Origin of the sequence: Lentzea sp. JNUCC 0626, from assembly GCF_043632865.1 — a bacterium.
Taxonomy (GTDB): domain Bacteria; phylum Actinomycetota; class Actinomycetes; order Mycobacteriales; family Pseudonocardiaceae; genus Lentzea.
The window spans coordinates 1,598,677-1,615,432 of sequence record NZ_CP171635.1 but is presented as its reverse complement, the minus strand read 5'-3'; the positions used below and the strand labels follow the sequence as shown (position 1 = coordinate 1,615,432).

The 16,756-nt window shown below is 69.8% G+C and carries 19 protein-coding genes and 1 pseudogene; 8 read left to right on the top strand and 12 right to left on the bottom strand.

The genetic code is table 11. The annotated features are described in order from the left end of the window. The first annotated feature begins 355 nt into the window (after nt 1-355). Nucleotides 356-814 (top strand): MarR family winged helix-turn-helix transcriptional regulator, encoded by a 459-nt coding sequence (locus JNUCC0626_RS07345; RefSeq protein WP_394618906.1) that lies wholly within the window; start codon nt 356-358, stop codon nt 812-814. On the opposite strand, the gene JNUCC0626_RS07340 is transcribed toward JNUCC0626_RS07345, so the two are convergent. Then, entirely contained in the window at nt 811-1,413 is a 603-nt protein-coding gene (locus JNUCC0626_RS07340; protein WP_394618905.1) for an FMN-dependent NADH-azoreductase, read from the bottom strand. The two genes, JNUCC0626_RS07345 and JNUCC0626_RS07340, sit on opposite strands and share 4 nt — an antisense overlap. 96 nt (nt 1,414-1,509) lie before the next feature. On the opposite strand from JNUCC0626_RS07340, the gene JNUCC0626_RS07335 reads away from it, so the two are divergent. Beyond that, entirely contained in the window at nt 1,510-2,193 is a 684-nt protein-coding gene (locus JNUCC0626_RS07335) for a nitroreductase (protein ID WP_394618904.1), read from the top strand. 55 nt (nt 2,194-2,248) lie between these two features. Here the strand turns inward: JNUCC0626_RS07335 and JNUCC0626_RS07330 are convergent, their stop codons facing one another. Both JNUCC0626_RS07330 and JNUCC0626_RS07325 read right to left on the bottom strand, forming a co-directional pair. Continuing rightward, nucleotides 2,249-2,719 carry a peptidase inhibitor family I36 protein gene (locus JNUCC0626_RS07330; RefSeq protein ID WP_394618903.1) on the bottom strand — a complete coding sequence of 157 codons (471 nt, stop codon included), beginning with the start codon at nt 2,717-2,719 and terminating at the stop codon, nt 2,249-2,251. Between the two features lie 152 nt (nt 2,720-2,871). Beyond that, nucleotides 2,872-3,282: an STAS domain-containing protein gene (locus JNUCC0626_RS07325; RefSeq protein WP_394618902.1), complete on the bottom strand. Its 411-nt coding sequence runs from the start codon at nt 3,280-3,282 to the stop codon at nt 2,872-2,874. Nucleotides 3,283-3,545: 263 nt separating this feature from the next. Between JNUCC0626_RS07325 and JNUCC0626_RS07320 the strand changes: the two genes are divergently transcribed. Beyond that, nucleotides 3,546-3,812: a hypothetical protein gene (locus JNUCC0626_RS07320; protein WP_394618901.1), complete on the top strand. Its 267-nt coding sequence runs from the start codon at nt 3,546-3,548 to the stop codon at nt 3,810-3,812. 3 nt (nt 3,813-3,815) lie between these two features. On the opposite strand, the gene JNUCC0626_RS07315 is transcribed toward JNUCC0626_RS07320, so the two are convergent. From JNUCC0626_RS07315 to JNUCC0626_RS07285, 7 genes are all read right to left on the bottom strand, one after another. Next, nucleotides 3,816-4,904 (bottom strand): Gfo/Idh/MocA family protein, encoded by a 1,089-nt coding sequence (locus tag JNUCC0626_RS07315; RefSeq protein ID WP_394618900.1) that lies wholly within the window; start codon nt 4,902-4,904, stop codon nt 3,816-3,818. Further along, nucleotides 4,874-5,584: a ThuA domain-containing protein gene (locus JNUCC0626_RS07310; protein WP_394618899.1), complete on the bottom strand. Its 711-nt coding sequence runs from the start codon at nt 5,582-5,584 to the stop codon at nt 4,874-4,876. Before JNUCC0626_RS07310 ends, JNUCC0626_RS07315 begins: the two co-directional genes overlap by 31 nt. 134 nt (nt 5,585-5,718) lie before the next feature. Continuing rightward, nucleotides 5,719-7,617, bottom strand: coding sequence for a GH32 C-terminal domain-containing protein (locus tag JNUCC0626_RS07305; RefSeq protein WP_394618898.1), 1,899 nt, complete (start codon nt 7,615-7,617; stop codon nt 5,719-5,721). A 50-nt stretch (nt 7,618-7,667) separates the two neighbouring features. Continuing rightward, a complete protein-coding gene (locus tag JNUCC0626_RS07300) occupies nt 7,668-8,282 on the bottom strand; it encodes a nucleoside/nucleotide kinase family protein (protein WP_394618897.1) in 615 nt (204 codons plus the stop codon). Then, nucleotides 8,279-9,082, bottom strand: a complete 804-nt coding sequence (locus tag JNUCC0626_RS07295; RefSeq protein WP_394618896.1) for an ATP-binding cassette domain-containing protein — start codon at nt 9,080-9,082, stop codon at nt 8,279-8,281. Before JNUCC0626_RS07295 ends, JNUCC0626_RS07300 begins: the two co-directional genes overlap by 4 nt. Beyond that, on the bottom strand, nt 9,079-10,047 hold the full coding sequence (locus JNUCC0626_RS07290; RefSeq protein WP_394618895.1) for an ABC transporter permease: 969 nt from the start codon (nt 10,045-10,047) through the stop codon (nt 9,079-9,081). The genes JNUCC0626_RS07295 and JNUCC0626_RS07290 overlap by 4 nt, the downstream gene beginning before the upstream one ends. Before the next feature lie 4 nt (nt 10,048-10,051). Continuing rightward, complete coding sequence (locus JNUCC0626_RS07285; protein WP_394618894.1) at nt 10,052-11,041, bottom strand: substrate-binding domain-containing protein; 990 nt, start codon at nt 11,039-11,041, stop codon at nt 10,052-10,054. 112 nt (nt 11,042-11,153) lie between these two features. On the opposite strand from JNUCC0626_RS07285, the pseudogene JNUCC0626_RS07280 reads away from it, so the two are divergent. The 3 genes and pseudogenes from JNUCC0626_RS07280 (at nt 11,154) to JNUCC0626_RS07270 (ending at nt 13,025) form a co-directional block, all read left to right on the top strand. Further along, nucleotides 11,154-12,148: pseudogene (locus tag JNUCC0626_RS07280) on the top strand (LacI family DNA-binding transcriptional regulator). Between the two features lie 141 nt (nt 12,149-12,289). After that, entirely contained in the window at nt 12,290-12,751 is a 462-nt protein-coding gene (locus JNUCC0626_RS07275; RefSeq protein WP_394618893.1) for an ATP-binding protein, read from the top strand. Between the two features lie 52 nt (nt 12,752-12,803). After that, nucleotides 12,804-13,025: a hypothetical protein gene (locus JNUCC0626_RS07270; protein ID WP_394618892.1), complete on the top strand. Its 222-nt coding sequence runs from the start codon at nt 12,804-12,806 to the stop codon at nt 13,023-13,025. 4 nt (nt 13,026-13,029) lie between these two features. On the opposite strand, the gene JNUCC0626_RS07265 is transcribed toward JNUCC0626_RS07270, so the two are convergent. Further along, entirely contained in the window at nt 13,030-13,926 is an 897-nt protein-coding gene (locus JNUCC0626_RS07265) for an alpha/beta fold hydrolase (RefSeq protein ID WP_394618891.1), read from the bottom strand. Between the two features lie 135 nt (nt 13,927-14,061). On the opposite strand from JNUCC0626_RS07265, the gene JNUCC0626_RS07260 reads away from it, so the two are divergent. Continuing rightward, nucleotides 14,062-15,354, top strand: coding sequence for a sensor histidine kinase (locus JNUCC0626_RS07260; RefSeq protein WP_394618890.1), 1,293 nt, complete (start codon nt 14,062-14,064; stop codon nt 15,352-15,354). Then, complete coding sequence (locus JNUCC0626_RS07255; protein WP_394618889.1) at nt 15,339-15,983, top strand: LuxR C-terminal-related transcriptional regulator; 645 nt, start codon at nt 15,339-15,341, stop codon at nt 15,981-15,983. The genes JNUCC0626_RS07260 and JNUCC0626_RS07255 overlap by 16 nt, the downstream gene beginning before the upstream one ends. On the opposite strand, the gene JNUCC0626_RS07250 is transcribed toward JNUCC0626_RS07255, so the two are convergent. Further along, nucleotides 15,968-16,657, bottom strand: coding sequence for a DUF4386 domain-containing protein (locus tag JNUCC0626_RS07250; protein WP_394618888.1), 690 nt, complete (start codon nt 16,655-16,657; stop codon nt 15,968-15,970). The two genes, JNUCC0626_RS07255 and JNUCC0626_RS07250, sit on opposite strands and share 16 nt — an antisense overlap. Between the last annotated feature and the right edge of the window lie 99 nt (nt 16,658-16,756).

The window sequence follows — 16,756 nt, the reverse complement described above, 5'->3', positions numbered from 1 at the left end:
CGACGTTCGGCGAACCACCGCGAACGCGCGCTCTGCGACGACGAGTGCCCCTCATGACGACCCACCTTCCTCAGCGCGGCACCAGATCGGATCCGTTCACCAGCTAGTGGCGTGGCTCAAGACGTTGCCGGTGTATTCGTGTTCAGACGGGCGTGTCGGGGTGCCGCCCCCACGTCCTCGTACTGGTTGTACGGGGGCGTGGAGGCGGTGCCGCGACACGGCCTGCTGGGCGCGGATACGCCGCCGACGTTTTGAGCCACGCCACTAGGACAGGACAGCCGCCGCGGTTGTGACACCGCCGCGCAGGACTCGAATCCGCAGGGCCCGCAACCGGGACGTGGGTAGCATTCCCGTCATGAGCACCGGCCCCGTCCGCGCCACCGACCGCCCTGGTGACGCCTCGCCCTTCGCGCTGGGGCTGTTGCTGCGCAGGGCCCATTGGCGCGCGGCCGCGGTGATGGGGGAAGCGCTCCGTCCACTTGACATAGAACTGCGGCACTTCGCCGTGCTCGTGGAACTCGTCAACCACGGCCCCGTGATGCAACGCGACCTGGCGTCGGCGACGGGCACCGACAAGGCGGGAATCATGCGCGTCGTGGACGACCTCGAGCGCAAGGGCCTCGCCACCCGCTCGGTCGTGCCGGGTGATCGGCGGGCGCGCGCGGTGGAGATCACCCCGGCAGGACTCGCGCTCTTCGACGAGATCCACGTGGTGGCGGCGCCGCAGTCCGAACGGCTCGGATCCGTCCTCGAACCCGGCGAGCGCGATCAGCTCGAGGCGCTGCTGACCAAGATCGCCCACAGCGACGGCTAGTCGCTCTTCGCCGCGACGACCGCTTCCTCCAGGGCACGGCGACGCGACGCCTCGTACTGCGGAACGAGCCCGGACATGGCCGGGTTGCGCGGGGCCATCGTGAGTTCGGGGACGATGAAGCCGACGGTCAGCCCTAGCTTGTCCGTGAGCACGGCCCGCAGGTAGTTCCGCACGAACTCGAAGCCCTCGCGCGGCGTGCCCGGCTCGTACGAACCACCCCTGCTGGCGATGACGGTGACCGGCTTGCCCTGACACGACAGGCGCTCCCCGGACGTGCGGCCGATCAGGATCACGTTGTCCAGCCAGGCTTTCAACGTCGACGAGATGCCGAAGTTGTACATCGGCGCACCGATGAGCACCGCGTCCGCCTGTTCCAGTTCCTCGATCAGCACCAGCCGCGCGGCGAACGCGGCGGACTCCCGGTCCAGATGCCCCTCCGCGGTGATGTGCGGGACCGGCTCGGCGGCGAGGTCCCGGTGGATCACGGTGCCGTCCGGGTGCTGCTCCTCCCAGGTCCGGCGGAAGGCGGCCCCGACGGTCCGCGAGTGGGACGCGTCCCCGGCGAACACGGACGAGTCGATGTGCAACAGCGTGGCCATGTGGTCTCTCCTACTTCGCATCGATCACGATCGTATCGAACGATACTATTTCAGATGTAACCACACGACCACGTCAAGTGAGGGGTGGAGGTTGTGATGGACGTCTACGAGGCGGTCAGGAGCAGGAGGGCGGTGCGCGCGTTCACCGATCGCCCGGTGCGGCAAGAGGTGCTGGAACGCGTGCTCGAAGCGGCGACCTGGGCGCCGTCCGCGTCGAACATCCAGCCGTGGCACAGTTACGTCGTCACCGGGCAGCCGCTGGCGGAGCTCAAGAAGCGGACCGCGGAACGGCTCGCCACCGAGGACCCGTGGGACGAGCCGGAGTACCAGCAGTACCCGCCCGCGCTGAAGTCCCCGTACCTCGACCGGCGCTCAGCCTTCGGCACGCAGCGCTACGGCTCGCTCGGCATCGATCGCGACGACCTGGAAGCACGGCAGCGGGCGGCATCCGCGAACTGGCAGTGCTTCGGAGCGCCCGCAGCGCTGTTCTGCTACCTGGACCGCGACATGGGCTCGCCCCAGTGGGCCGACACGGGGATGTACCTGCAGTCCGTGATGCTGCTTCTGCGGGCAGAGGGACTGCACAGCTGCCCGCAGATGGCATGGGCGAAGTTCCACCGCTCGGTGGCCGAGGTCGTGGCGCCACCCGACGACCTCGTGCTGTTCTGCGGGCTTTCGATCGGCTACGAGGACATCTCCGCGACGGAACCCCGGACAGGCCGAGCACCGCTCACGGAGACCGTGTCGTTCGTCGGGCAGCACTGTGCCGGGCGCAACTGAGAAAACCTCACGCCAGGTCAGGGAGAAATGCGCTGCCACACTGCATTTGCGGTATTCAGCAGTTCAGAGGGCCGCCGGTGACCCACTTGTGCGAGCGGATTATCACGACTGGCCAACCTTGGAGCGGTTTGCCCCGGGGAGCCCACCACGCTTCGTTGCCCCCGTAGTTGGCGACGGGATACATGCACACACCGGCATAGGACGCGTTGGCACCGTTGTTGTAGACCGACCACACCGGGTTGGACGAAGACCAGGAACAGGTTACCGGCGCCGTCCACCAATCATTGTCAGCATTCGACCAGCTGCAGCGACCACCGCTGCCGTCGTAGGTCCGCCACGCGCAAAAGTCCCCCGAACCGCATGACAGAGCCATCGTCGACACATTCTGCTGCGTCGGCATGTGCACGATCACATGCCGACCGTTCGGCGCATCAGGCCCTGCTGCGGCGAGTTCGGCGCTCGCCGTCCCCAGCGATGACAACATCACCACAACGGCGACGAACAACATCGACAGCGTTCTCTTCATGACGCCCCCCATGGAATCAATCAACAGAGACGTGAAGTATTGCGCATCCATGGTACGCCGGACGCCTATTTGAGACTAGCCATGGCGACACCGCGGAAGTATTCGGACGAGTTCGTAAGCGGGCGACGCGCGTTACCTGCGATTCCAACCGTTCATGGCAAAACAGGACTCGGCTGCGGGCACCAGCTGAGCAAGGCCCACAAAGCGTCGGGCACGTTCTCGAACACGTCCAGCACGAGGTCGCAGCTGGTGACCTGAAGCGGTTCCATCACCGCGTGCTGATCGGCCACCAGCGCCAGCCTGACCCCGGCCGACTGGGCGGACTCGTCGGTGCTGATCAACGACTCGATCCCGGTGGCGGCGAGGAACGTGACCGCGCGCAGATCCGCGATCACGCCAGGAGGAGCGAGCGCCACCTGGTCGAGCACCGCCGCTCTGACCAGCCGGGCGCCGGCGTGGTCCAGTTCGCCCGCCACGACCACCACGGGCAGAGCGCCGTCGAGGCTGTGATGACTGGTGTGCACGGACAACGACACCGATTCCTCGCACCGGCGGGCGTACATGAGCCGCTCTCCCCTGCCGACCCCGCGAGCAGGGAGTCAGCGCTCGATGTCAGGTGCCGACTCCCGTGGCTCGAGAGGACGATCAGCGCGTTGTGCCCTCACCGTAAAGACGCGTCCGGCGAACAGCAAACGCACCCGGCGTCCTGAGCCGAAGAGCGGGGACTGGCGGTGGGCCGTGTACCGCGAACGAGTGAGCGTGACTTCGCCCGGAAACGGGAACCTTCCTGGCGAGCTCCACCACCGCTCCGGCTCGAGAGGGACCAATGAACACGTCGGTCGTACAGATGCGGGTCGGCGACATCGCCGCCGATGTCGTTGCCGGACAGTGGTTCTGGCACGAGCCGTGGCCTGGTTACCGGGTGCCGCTGCGCGCCGCCGCCGTCAGCCGGCACGGCCACGTCGTGCGCATCGTCACCACCGACTCCGCCCGCGAAGTCGTGCAGTACCGGTTCGACCGCCCCGTTCACCTCGTCCAGGACGACGGGATCGACTCGATGAGCGGTGTGCTGCCGTTGAGCGACGTCGCGTGACGCTCACCGCGCCGGTGTGAGCGGCACCGGCGGCGGCCGCTCCGCCGTGGTCGTCAGTTCGATCCGCCGCCCCTCACTCGCCGCCCGGAGCACGGCGGTCATCGTCTCGAGCACGTGCAGCGCGAGCTCGCCGCCGGCGCGCGGGGTCCGCTCCCTGCCGGCCGCGACCTGGTCGAAGAGGCCGATTCCCCGCCCTGCGCCGACGTGACCGGCACTGCGGGGAAGGGTTCGCCACCCAGTGCCGCCGAGCGGGAAGAGGCGGTTGTCCCCGTCGAAGTGGTTCGGGTCCGGCACCGCGAGCGTGCCGAGCTCGCCGTGCACCTCGATCGGCGCGGCGGTGGTGGCCACGCCGTCGAAGCTGGTCGTGATGGTGGACAGCGCGCCGTTGACGTGTTCGAGCACGCCGGAGACGTGGCTGTCCACCTCGACCGGGATGCGCAGGCCCGCCCGCGGGCCGGATCCGATGACGCGCTCGGTGCGCAGGCGACCGGCCGCACCGATCACCGCCCGCACCGGCCCGAGCAGGTGGATCAGCGCGGTGATGTAGTACGGCCCCATGTCCAGCAACGGACCGCCGCCCGCGGTGTAGTAGAAGTCGGGGTCGGGGTGCCAGCGCTCGTGCCCCGGCGTGACCATCACGGCCGTTGCGAAGAGCGGGCGTCCGATGAGCCCGCCGTCGATCGCCGCCCGCGCGGTCTGCGTACCGGTGCCGAGAACGGTGTCCGGCGCGCACCCGACCCGGACACCGGCGGCCAGGGCCCGGTCGATGATCGTCCTGCCGTCCTGGAACGTGACGGCGAGCGGTTTCTCGACGAAGACGTTCTTGCCGGCGTCGATGGCGCGCAGCGTGATCTCGGCGTGGGCGGCGGGGACGGTGAGGTTGAGCACCGTGTCGACGTTCCCGCCGGCGAGCAGGTGCTCGACGTCGACCGCCTCGACGCCCGGTAGTCCGGCCGCGACCGCCTCCGAACGGGTCCTGTCGAGGTCGGCGACCTCGGTGAGACGCACCTCGGGACGCCCGCGGAGCGTGTCCAGATACGCCCGCGAGATGACGCCGAGACCTACGACGCCGATGCGGTGCGGGTCGCCCACGACATCCCCCTCGTGATGACGGCTCGGACACTCGGGTGCTCCAGCACGTCGAGGCTGTGCCCCGGAGTCGTCACCACGATCCTCCCCGCGCCCCACCGGCGCGTCCAGATCGCGGGGCAGGTGACCGGCCGGTGCCACGGCTGCCACGGCCGGGCCGGGTGGGTCGTGGTGGCCAGCACGTCGATCAGGTCGTCGTGCAGCACCCAGTACTGCTCGGTGACCAGTGCGAAGTCCTCGATCCCCGCGGTGATCGGGTGCTCCCGGCCGAGCGCGGTGATGTTCACCTCGTGCGGCAGGAAGTTGTCCTCCTGCGTGCCCTGGTGCTCGCACGGCTCCTTGCCTGGGTGCGTGACGAACTGGCCGCCCACCAGGTGCAGGTAGTCCGACGACGCGCGGAACGAGTCCGCGACGCCGCCGTGCCAGCCCGTGAAGCCCGTGCCGGCCTCGATCGCGGCGCGCAGCCCCGCCAGCTGCGCCGTCGTGATCTGCGACATCGTCACGCACTGCACGATCAGGTCGGTGCGTGCCATTGCGGCCGCGTCGGCGTACACCTCGGTCGACTCCTCGACCCGCACGGCGTAGCCGCTCTGTTCCAGGAACGGGAGGAACAACTCGGTGGCCGCCACCGGGTGGTGGCCTTCCCACCCACCGCGGACCACCAGTGCCTTCGGCTGTGCCACGCGCACCTCCTGGAAACCGCTTACCGCCAGTCCGGTCCCGGAATCGCTCGACCGGAGCTCCGCACCGCACAGTGCCGCGCACGTCACGATCGGTCAAGGACGAGGAGCCGCTGTGGCCTGCCGCAGGCGCGGTCCTACTTCCAGGCGGAGGCCAGGGTCTGGGTCACGACCGGCCTCAACTCGGCGGTCCCGCCGGACGCGCTGAGCGTGATGGCGCTTCCGCTGGGCAGGTAGCACCGCGAGATCGAGACCTCGCCGTCGTTGGCGAACACCTCGATCGACGTGCGGTCGATGACGACGTCGAGCGACGTGACGGGCTCCGCGAGCGGTTGGGGACCGGATCCCGCGTCGACGGTCTGCCTCGTCACGAGGATCGGCACGCCGAAGACGTCGAACCTCAGCGAGGCCCGCGCGGACACGTCGATCCTGGCGGTGATCCGGAACTCGCCCCGGCCGCTGCTCAGGGTCAGCGGCGATCCCGGAGGCAGCGTGCCGTACCACTGCTTCTGGCTGCGCCGCAGGAGGTCCAGCTCCTTCACCGGGGTGCGCACGAGCCTCGGTGTGCCGCCGATCGTGCGCAGCTTCAGTTCGCACGGGATGGTGACCTGCTGGTTGAACGGCATGCCGGGGTACGCGCCGTCGCGCATCCACGCCGCCTGGATCCGGCGGCCGTCCCCGGTCTCGGTGTTGTTCCAGCTCTGGGTGGCGTAGAAGTTGAGGCCGGTGTCGGACCTGGCCCGCGAGGTCTCCTCGGTGAACTTCCGCCCGTCGAACCTGCCCGTCGTGTAGTCGCCGTTGCCTTGGACGAGCACCCACTTCTTGTTGGCGGCGTTGCCGTCCAGCGGCAGTTCGAAGAAGTCGGGGCATTCGAAGCTGTTCGGGATGGTGTTGCCGGTTCTGGTCCAGTGCAGGAGGTCCGGCGAGGTCAAGATGTGGTACGCGCCGTCGCCGTAGAGGAACATGACCCAGTGGCCACCCGGCTCGTACCGGAAGACCTTCGGGTCACGTTCGGGCATGGTCAGGATCGGGTTGCCCGGGTGGTGCTTCCAGGTGCGGCCCTTGTCGAGGCTGTAGGATAGGCACTGGCTGCGGTTGTCGTTGCGGGACCAGAAGGCGACCATCGGCGGGGTCGCCGGGTTCGGCGACAGGCCGGAGGTGTTGCGGTAGTCGATGACGATCGACCCGGACTGCACGCCGGAGCCCAGTGACTCCTCGAAGAACGCCGGCCGCAGCTCGGTCCAGTGCACGAGGTCCGGGCTGACGGCGTGGATCCAGCACTTGTTCCAGCGCTGGGCGAACAGGTGGTACTCGCCCTCGTAGTAGACGAGTCCGTTGAGGTCGTTGAGCCACCCCTCCTGCCGCTGGCCGGGTTCCAGCCGTTCCATCGCCCACTGACGCGCGGTGAAGTGCACCTGGGGACGCCAGGTCTCGCGGTACAACGGCTGGGTGAGCAGCGGAGGTGTTTCGGGCTCGTCGGTCTGCACCACGTGGTCGACGAGGACGTGGCCCCAGTCCCCCGTGGCCGTGTCGACGATCTGGATCTGCGCCCGGCGCCCGGCGAACTCGCCGACGTCCCAGCTGCCCTGCTTGAAGGTGTCGCTGGTGCGGCCGGTCGCGCTGCGGACCACCTGGCCGTCCACGAGCAGGTTCAGGCAGGTGACGTACTCGTAGTCGCCGCCCGCGACGCCGTAGGAGATGTACCGGCGCTGGATGGTGAACGCGGGCGAGGTGACCGTCCCGATCGGACCGTCGCCCGCTCGTTCGCTGCTCGCGATCCCGTCGCCGCGGTAGCCGCGGACGTCCATCGACAGCAGCTGCTGCCCTCCGTGCACCGGGCCGCCGCCGAACGCGTCACCGGTGACGGTCCAGCCGTTCCAGTCCGTGCCCTCGAAGTCGGCGATCACCAGGTCCGGGGCCGCCTTCCGGCCTCTCGGCGCGGCGGAGTCGGCGGCCGCGGCGGTGGCGGCCGCCGGTGGCAGGCTCAGGGCGAGCCCGGTGACGGCACTGGTGCGGAGCAGATCTCTACGCTTCATCGCGTACCTCCTGCAGGGGTTTCGAACGGGGACGTTCCACAGAGGACTGTTCAGAGGACGCTGGAGATGACCAGGTCCGCGCGTGCGGCGGTGGCGTTGATCAGCACCGCGTTGTGCTCGTCGGAGCCGAGCGTGCGGGTGCGGGCCTCGTCGAGGCTCCGTCCGAACTCGCGGTGCCGGGCGATGAGGCGGTCCCGGCGCAGCGTCTCGTCCGGGCGCAGGAACCAGACCTCGTCCAGCAGCTCGCGCACGGGCCGCCAGGGGCCGTCCATCAGCAGGTAGTTGCCCTCGGTCACGACGTAGCCGTGGTCGCGCCGGACCGGCACCTCGCCCGCCACCGGTTCCTCTATCTCCCGGTGGAACCGCGGCGCGTACACGACTCCGGAACCCTGGCCGCGCACGCGGCGCAGCAGGTCGACGTACCCGTCCGGGTCGAACGTGTCCGGCGCGCCCTTCCGTTCCGCGCGGCCGAGCCTCGCCAGTTCGGCCTGGGCGAGGTGGTAGCCGTCCATGCCGACGCAGATCGCCTCGCCGAGGGCGGTGGTGAGGCGGTCGGCCAATGTCGACTTGCCCGCACCAGGCGGTCCGCAGATGCCCACGAGCGGCCTGCCGGGCAGCGCCCGCACCCGTGCCACGAGCTCCGCGAACCGCACCCGCGCGGTCACCTGCCGAGCCCGGTGGTCAGCCCGACCTCGTCGATCGCGCCGCCGGCGTTCATCCGCAACGCCCCGGTCAGCAAGCCGACGACCGTGTTCATCGACTGCTCCTGAGGCGACACGACCGCGACACGCCTGCCCAGGCGGTGCACGTGGACGCGGTCGGCGATCTCGAAGACGTGCGGCATGTTGTGACTGATCAGCACGACCGGCAGGCCGCGGGCGCGGATCCGGTCGATCAGCTCCAGCACCTTGCCGGACTCCTGCACGCCGAGGGCGGCCGTCGGCTCGTCCATGATGACCACCCGCGACCCGAACGCCGCCGCGCGGGCGACGGCGACGGCCTGGCGCTGGCCACCGGAGAGCGTTTCCACGAGCTGGCTCATGGACTTCACCGCGACCCCCAGCTCGTCGAGCATCCGGCCGGCCTCCTCGCGCATCCCCCTGGTGTCGAGCCGGCGGAACACCGATCCGAGCAGGTCGTCGCGGCGGCGCTCGCGGCCGAGGAACAGGTTCGTCGCGATGTCGAGGGCGGGCGCGAGCGCGAGGTCCTGGTAGACGGTCTCGATGCCGGCGCGCCGGGCGTCGAGGGGGCCGTGGAAGCGCACCTCCTCGCCGTCGAGCAGGATCGTGCCCTCGTCCGGGACCACCGCCCCGGACAACGTCTTGATCAGCGTCGACTTGCCCGCGCCGTTGTCCCCCACCACGGCCAGGACCTCGCCCGGCCGCAACTCGAAGTCGGCGCCGTCCATCGCGGTGACCCGGCCGTACCGCTTGACCAGTCCGCGCGCCTCGATCACCGCGGTCATCGCTGCCTTCCCCTGGAGAACCGGTCCACGGCCACCGCCACGATCACCAGGGCGCCGGTGGCGATGTCCTGGTAGAGGTTGTCGATGCTGGCCTGGGTGAGACCGGACCGCAGCACGGCGACGATCAACGCGCCCACCAGCGTCCCGAGCACGCTCCCCCGGCCGCCGAACAGGCTGGTGCCGCCGATCACCACGGCGGTGATCGAGTCGAGGTTGCCGAGCTGGTAGGCGTTCGGGTCGGCGTTGGGCACCCGGCCGAGCGCCTGCCAGGCCGCGAACCCGTAGCAGAGCCCCGCGACGGCGTACACCGACAGCGCCGTGCGACGGACGTGGATGCCGGACAGGCGTGCCGCCTCGGGGTCGTTGCCGATTGCGTAGACGTGCCTGCCCCAGCCCGTTTTCGTGAGCGCGTACCAGAGGCCGGCGAACATCGCGATCATCACGGCCATGCCGTAGGTGACCTCGATCTGGCCGAACAGGTACTGGGTGGTGCCGAGCCAGCCGAGCGCGTCGTCGGTGACCGGGAAGCTCTGGCCCTGGGCGTAGACGCGGCTGACCGCCGTGACGATCGTCAGCAGGCCTAGCGTCACGATGAACGGAGGCAGCCGCAGCCCGGTCACGAGACCCCCGGTGACCGCGCCGATCGCGGCCGCGGCGAGCAGGCCCACGACCAGTGCCAGTGGCCCCGCCGTGCCGGTCAGCGTCAGCTTCGCGACGAGCAGCGTCGCGAAGACGGCGATGGCCGCGTTGGCGAGGTCGATGCCGGCGATGAGCACGACCAGCGTCTGACCGAGCGCGAGCGTGCCGACCACGAGCGACTGCTGGACCACCAGCGACAGGTTGTCGAGGGTGGAGAACGTGTCGGTGGTCAGCCCGAACACGGCCACCGCGACGACGAGTGCGATGGCGGGTCCGACGGCGGGAGTGCGCAGCACGAACTCGCTGGGCGAGATGCGGGTCGACATCGGCTCAGCCCCAGCAGTTCTGCAGGCCCCAGGCGGTGTCCTTGCTGTCCACGCCCGCGACCGGCTTGTCCGTGATCGTCGCGGTCTCGGTCTCCACCAGCCCGCTCGGCTTCTGGCCGGTCCTGGCGAACTCGACGCCGAACGTCACGCCCTGTTCCGCCATCTTCTTGGGGAACTGCATGACGGTCACGGCGATCTCGCCCTTCTGCACCGCCCGCACGCCGTCGCACGACCCGTCGATGGAGCCGATGACGACCTTGTCGGACAGCCCCTTGGCCTTCAGGGCGCTGAACGCGCCGCGGGCGGCGGGCTCGTTGAGCGTGTACACCGCGTTGATCTTGTCGGCGACCCGCTGCAGGAGGTTCTCGGTGGCCTGCTGCGCCTTGTTCTGCTCGCCGTTGGTGCACTCGGTGCCGAGGTCCTCCGGCGCGGCGGCCTCCACGAAACCGCGGTGGCGCTGCTCGGAGACGGTCGAGCCGGGGGTGCCGTCGAGCAGGATCGACCGCACGGGTTGCCCGTTCAGCGCGGCCTTGACGTACTTGCCCTGGAACGAGCCGGCCTTGGTGTTGTCGGTGGCGATCGTGGCGTCCACCGCGTCGCGGGGGTCGGTCTCCGTGTCCAGCGCGATGACCAGCACCCCCTTGTCACGGGCCTTCTTGATCGCGGCGAGGATGCCGGTCGAATTGCTGGGCGTCACCAGGATCGTTTTGGCGCCCTTCTGCACGAGGTTCTCGATCGCGGCGACCTGGCCGTCGTTGTCGCCGTCGAATTTCCCGGCCAGCGCGATCAGTTCGGCACCGCTCTTGTCCGCCTGCGCCTTGGCCGCGTCGCGCAAAGCGACGAAATAGGGATTGCTCTCCGTCTTCGTAACAAGTCCAATCCTGATTGGACCGTCGCCAGTGGACTCACTGGAGCCGGACTTCGCGCTGGTACAAGCCGTTGTGAGCGCAACGGTCGCGAGTAAGGCGAGGAGAGCAGGACCTCGATGTCCCATGTGAGCCTCCCGGGCTGGCGGATTTCCGGAAAGGTATTGCGCTCGGCAAACGCGGCGCAATAATTTGCGCAAACGCCTCCCGCCGCACTGCCGAGGAGTTCCCGTGGCCACGATGAAGGACGTTGCAGACCTGGCCGGCGTGTCCATCACGACCGTGTCGCACGTGGTGAACTCGACGAGATCGGTCGCTCCCGAGACCAGGGCGCGGGTCCTCGACGCCGTCGAACGGACCGGGTACACCGGCGACGCCGTGCCCCGGACGGTCTCCACGAGCGGCACCCGAACGGTCGGGGTGGCGATCTCGCTGGTCGCCAACCCGTACTTCGGCGAGCTGCTCACCGCGATCGAGCACGAGCTCTCCCGGTCCGGCTACACGCTGCTGCTCGTGGACACGCACGACCAGCCGTCCGCCGAGCAGGCCGCGGTGCGCACGTTGCGGTCGCGCAAGGTCGACGGCCTGATCCTCACGCCGTCGCAGGGCGGTGGTGCGTCCACTGTGGCCGAACTGCGGCAGCTCAAGATGCCGGTCGTGCTGGTGGACCGCCTGACGACCGCGCAGGACGTCGACCAGGTGGGGCCGGAGAACATCTACGCCACGTCCGGACTCGTGCGGCACCTCGCGTCCCTCGGGCACCGGCGGATCGGGATGATCAGCGGCGCCGAAGGGCTGGCCACGTCGACCGAACGCGTGCTCGGCTACCAGCTCGGGCTCAGCCGCGAGAAGCTGCCGCTGGACCCGGAACTGGTGCTGTGCGGGGAATCCGCCGCCGCTCCCGCCGCCGCGGCGCTCGGCCGGTTGCTCGCGTTGCCGTCGCCACCGACCGCGGTGGTGGCGGCGAACAACAGCATGCTCTCCGGAGTGCTGCACGAGTGCCGGCAACGCGGGGTGCGGGTCGGCCGCGACCTGGCGGTCGTGGGGTACGACGAGGTGGAGTGGGCGGACCTGGTGGACCCGCCCGTCACGACGGTGGCGCAGCCGATCGCCGCGATGGGCCGCACGGCCGCCCGCATGCTGCTCGACCGGATCGCGGACCCGACCAGAAAGCCTTTCACGGCAAGGCTTCCGACGAAGTGGACCATCGCAGCTCCTGCGGGTGCGGGTTGTGAGTCAGGAGCCGAGGCCCCGTGGTGCGAGCCGCCGGGGAACGGGCCGAAGCGGACGAGGCCTGACCGACTGATCGACGCAGTCCGTTGATCCGTTCGGGTCAACGACGTGTAGGTGAACGCCGATCAGGGCAATCGGGATGCGTGAGAGATCCACGCTCCGCGGCGGGGCAGAACGAACACCTGGTCCTCGACCGCTCCACGGACGAGGTCGAGATCGACACGTCGCTCAGCTGTGACAACCTCTCGGTGGTGCGGGAGAAGATCGCCGAAGTCCTCCTGACGCACGACGAGGACTTCGTCGCGGACGTGCAGCTCGTGGCCACCGAACTGGCGGCGAACGCGTGCGACCACGCGGACGATCCACGGCGATTGGTCCTGCGCCGCGAAGTGCGCCCCGATCGCGGCGCCGAGCTCGTCATCGAGGCCCGCGACGCGACCGTCGACACCGCTCCCGTGCTCGGCGTCTCGCGCATCGGACCTACCCGGGGTCGCGGTCTGCGGCTCGTCGAAAGCCTCTGCGTCGACTGGGGCGTGCACGTCGACCGCGACACCAAGGTCGTCTGGGCACGACTGCCCATTCCGGAGGGAACGGCGACCCTCTAGCAGTGCCGCCCTGCACGAGGCCTTCGCCGGCGAGGAACCGCTCGACGAGGCGTTGCGGCGCATCGTGGACACCGCGACCAGGGTGATCCCCGACGCCAACGCGGTGAGGGCCTCCCTGATCGCGGAGAACCGCCCGCACACCGCCGCTACCACCGACTCCCGGCTGGCTGACGTCCTTCGCCAGACCGCGTCCGCCGACGATCGCGGCCTGGCGGCCGACCGGCGCGTCACCGCCGCTCTCGACCGGCACGCGGACACCGCTCCGCTCGGCTGAGCCGCTAGCGGACGGTCTTGAGCATCTCGTCGACGGCGCCGGCCACGACGTCCGGTTGTTCGGTCACGATCCCCTCGTGCGAGGCGTTCTCGGCGACCACGTGCCTGCGATTCGGTGCTGCCTGGGCGAACCTCGCCTGCGCGTCGCGCCACAGCTGGGCCGCGGCGGGCGAGTCGGTGAACGGGGTCTGGGACGCGACGATCGCGGTGACCGGCACGTCCTGCGGCCAGGCGAGCCGGTGGTAGGCGCGGTGGACTGGGGCGTAGTCGACCATCACCGAGAGCAGCTGGCGGTTCTTCTTGGTGGACGGCTGGGCCAGCAGCGCGGCCTTCTGCTCCTCGACGGCCGGGGCGAACGCCGTCAGCATCTCGTCGGTGAAGAAGTCGGGCACGTTCGCGTCGACGAGGATCGCGCCGGACACCCAGCCGGGGTTCTTCGTCACGAAGTTCGTGGCGACCTCGCCGGCGATCGAGTGCGAGACCAGCACCACGTCGTCGGTCACCCCGAGCTCCTTCAGCCCTGCTTCCAGGTCCGACACCGCGCTCTCCACCCGCCACGGGCCCGAGACCTCGTCGCTCTCGCCCTCCCCCGCCCGGTCGTAGGTGATGACCTTCGACCCGGTGGCCCGCGCGAGCCGAGGCGCCAGGTCCTTCCAGTACGACGAGCTCAGCCCGCCGCCCGCGTCCAGCACCAGCGCGGGCAGTTTTCCGTCCGTCACGTGGAAGACGACCTCATGCTCGGCGTTCACCACCTTGTGGGTCGTGGTCTCGGAAGCGGGTGCGGACGTGGGTGCGCTCGGCGCGGCGTCCGATGTGGAGCAGGCGGCGAGCGAGACGACCAGCAGGATCACGCCGGAGACGGCGATCTTGTTGCGGCACAGGGGGTTCGTGTGATTGACCATGGCGAGAACACTAGGAATCCCGCTGCCGTGTCACGATCCGGTGCGCCACCGGATCGTGGTGGAGGAAACTCCACTGTGCGAAGAGCGGCCACCCGGCCATGATCGTGTGGAGACCGCAGCCGACGTTGGAGCGCGATGACCGACACCAGTGCGCCTGTCCCCCACCCGTGGCGATCGGGTGTGCTCCTGCGGCTGAACCAGCTGGGCTGGTCGCTGGTGCTGCTGCTCGCGGCGGCGGTGGGGGCGGCGCTGGCGACGCTCTGGCTCACGTCGATCCCGCTCATCGCGCTCGGCGCCGGCATCCCGCTCACGCTGCTCGCGGCGGTGCTCGTGCGCTGGTTCGCGGACCTGCATCGCGGTTGGGCGTCCGACCGGCTCGGCGCACCGGTGGACCGGTCCTACCTGCCACTCCCCCAGGCGAACTGGCCGCGTCGGCTGTGGACGATCCTGCGTGATCCGGCGAGCTGGCGGGACTGGGCGTGGCTGGTGGTCAACTCGCTCACCATCTGGTTCACCAGCGGCCTGTCGCTCGTGCTCTTCCTCTTCGGCGTGACCTGCCTGCTCTACCCGCTGATCTACGAACTGACGCCACCGCAGGTGTTCCGCACACCGCTCGGTGAAGGCTTCCGCCTGGACAGCGTCGGGAAGTCGTTCGCCCTGGTGCCGCTCGGGCCGGTGTTCCTGGCGCTCTGGTACGTCACGTCCGGTCCGTTGGCACGGCTGAACGCCGTCGTGACGCGCTCCCTGCTGGGCACCTCCGAGCAGGTCCGCCTGCGCGCCCGCGTCGCCCACCTGGCGACCACTCGCGCCGAGAACATCGACGCCCAGGCCGGCGAACTGCGCCGGATCGAACGGGATCTGCACGACGGCGCGCAGGCACGGCTCGTGTCGCTGGGGATGAGCCTGGGGCTGGCGAAGCAGGTGCTCGAAGACGACCCGCAGGCCGTGCGGCGGATGCTGTCCGACGCCCAGGCGGTGACCGCCGACGCCCTGGCCGAACTGCGCGACCTCGTGCGCGGCATCCACCCGCCGGTGCTCGCGGACCGCGGCCTGGACGGCGCGCTGCGAGCGCTGGCCCTGACCAACCCCGTCGAGACCACTGTGGACACCCGCCTGCCCGGACGACTGCCGGCGCCGGTGGAGTCGGCCGCCTACTTCGCCGTAAGCGAAGCCCTGTCGAACGCCATGAAGCACGCCCACGCGAACCTCGTCCGGATCGAGGTCGAGTTCACGCCCCGCACGGCGGACACGGGCGAGCTGGTGCTGCGGGTGACCGACGACGGACGTGGTGGCGCGGACGTCAACGCCGGCCAAGGGCTGCGTGGCGTCGCTCGCCGCCTGGCCGCCTTCGACGGCACCCTGACCGTGCACAGCCCGCCCGGAGGACCCACCGAGATAAGGATGTCGCTGCCGTGCGCATCGTCCTAGCCGAAGACCTGGCACTGCTGCGCGACGGCCTGATCAGGATCTTCGAGGCGAACGGGTGCGAGGTGCTCGACGCCGTCGACAACGGCCCCGCCCTGCTGCGGGCCCTGACCACGCTGCGACCGGACGTCGCCGTCGTGGACGTGCGCCTGCCGCCGACCTTCACGAACGAGGGCCTGATCGCCGCGATCGAGGCCCGTGCCGAGGTCCCCGGCCTCCCGGTCGTGGTGCTGTCGCAGTACGTGGAGCAGTTGTACGCGCGGGAACTCGTGGCTGACCGCGCCGGGGCGGTGGGCTATCTGCTCAAGGACCGGGTCGTGGACGTCGGGCAGTTCGTCGACGACGTGCGGAGGGTCGCCGGCGGCGGGACGGTCATCGACCCCGAGGTGGTCTCCGCGCTGGTGAGCCGCCGGTCGGCCGATCCCGGTCTGAACACCTTGACCACCAAGGAGAGGGAGGTCCTCTCCCTGATGGCCCAGGGGCGTTCCAACTCCGCCATCGCGGCGCGGATGCTCGTCACCGAGAAGACGGTCAGCAAACACACCTTCAACATCTTCACCAAGCTCCGGCTCGACCAGTCCGACGACGACAACCGCCGCGTCCTGGCCGTGCTCGCCTACCTGGAGGGCTGAGCCGGGACCACGGGGCGGGCGGAGGTCCGGACGCCCTGGACGAGCAGGTAGATCATCAGGCCGAACTCGCCCAGCGACGTGGGCGCCGACACCACGGCCCGGACGAACTCCGGCGCCTCCGGCAGCGCGAACGCGATCACCGGGTCGGCGATCCACGCGACTCCGCCGACGACCAGCAGCACGCCCAACGGCTTCGGGAACAGGCCCGAGCGCAGGGCGAGCCGGCCCATGGGCAGCAGCCACAGGCCGAAGAACACGCCGCCGAGCGTGTAGCCGTCGCCGTGGAGGTCGAGCAGCAGCAACGCGAGACCGTCGGCCTGCGCGGGATCGGTGGCCGCGCGCAGAGCGCCCGCCTGCAGCGCGAGGTTGAGCAGGATGGAGCCCGCGCCGACCGCGACGAAGACCAGGAGCGTCATCGCGGCGCCCTCGTCCACGTGGTGCAGCAGCCGGTGCAGGGCGAGTCCTAACAGGACGAAGGCCACCGCCATCAGCACGTCCGCCGCGATGCTCCAGCGGAAGAGCGCTTCGTGGTTCACGATGTTGGCCGCTGTGGTGGTGGGGTCGCCGGGGACGTGCACGCCGGCGCGGACGACCAACTCGGCCCACGTGCCGAGGACGACGACCACCAGGTACAGCAGACCGGCCGTCCTCGCCAGCGTCTTGGGATTCGTCATGGCTTCTCCTTGTGGCGCAACGCCGGTAGTGGTGGTGATGACGCCAACGGTGCCCCGTCGCAGGACCGGGCGACTCCCCACGGAGGCCCGTTCGTCTCC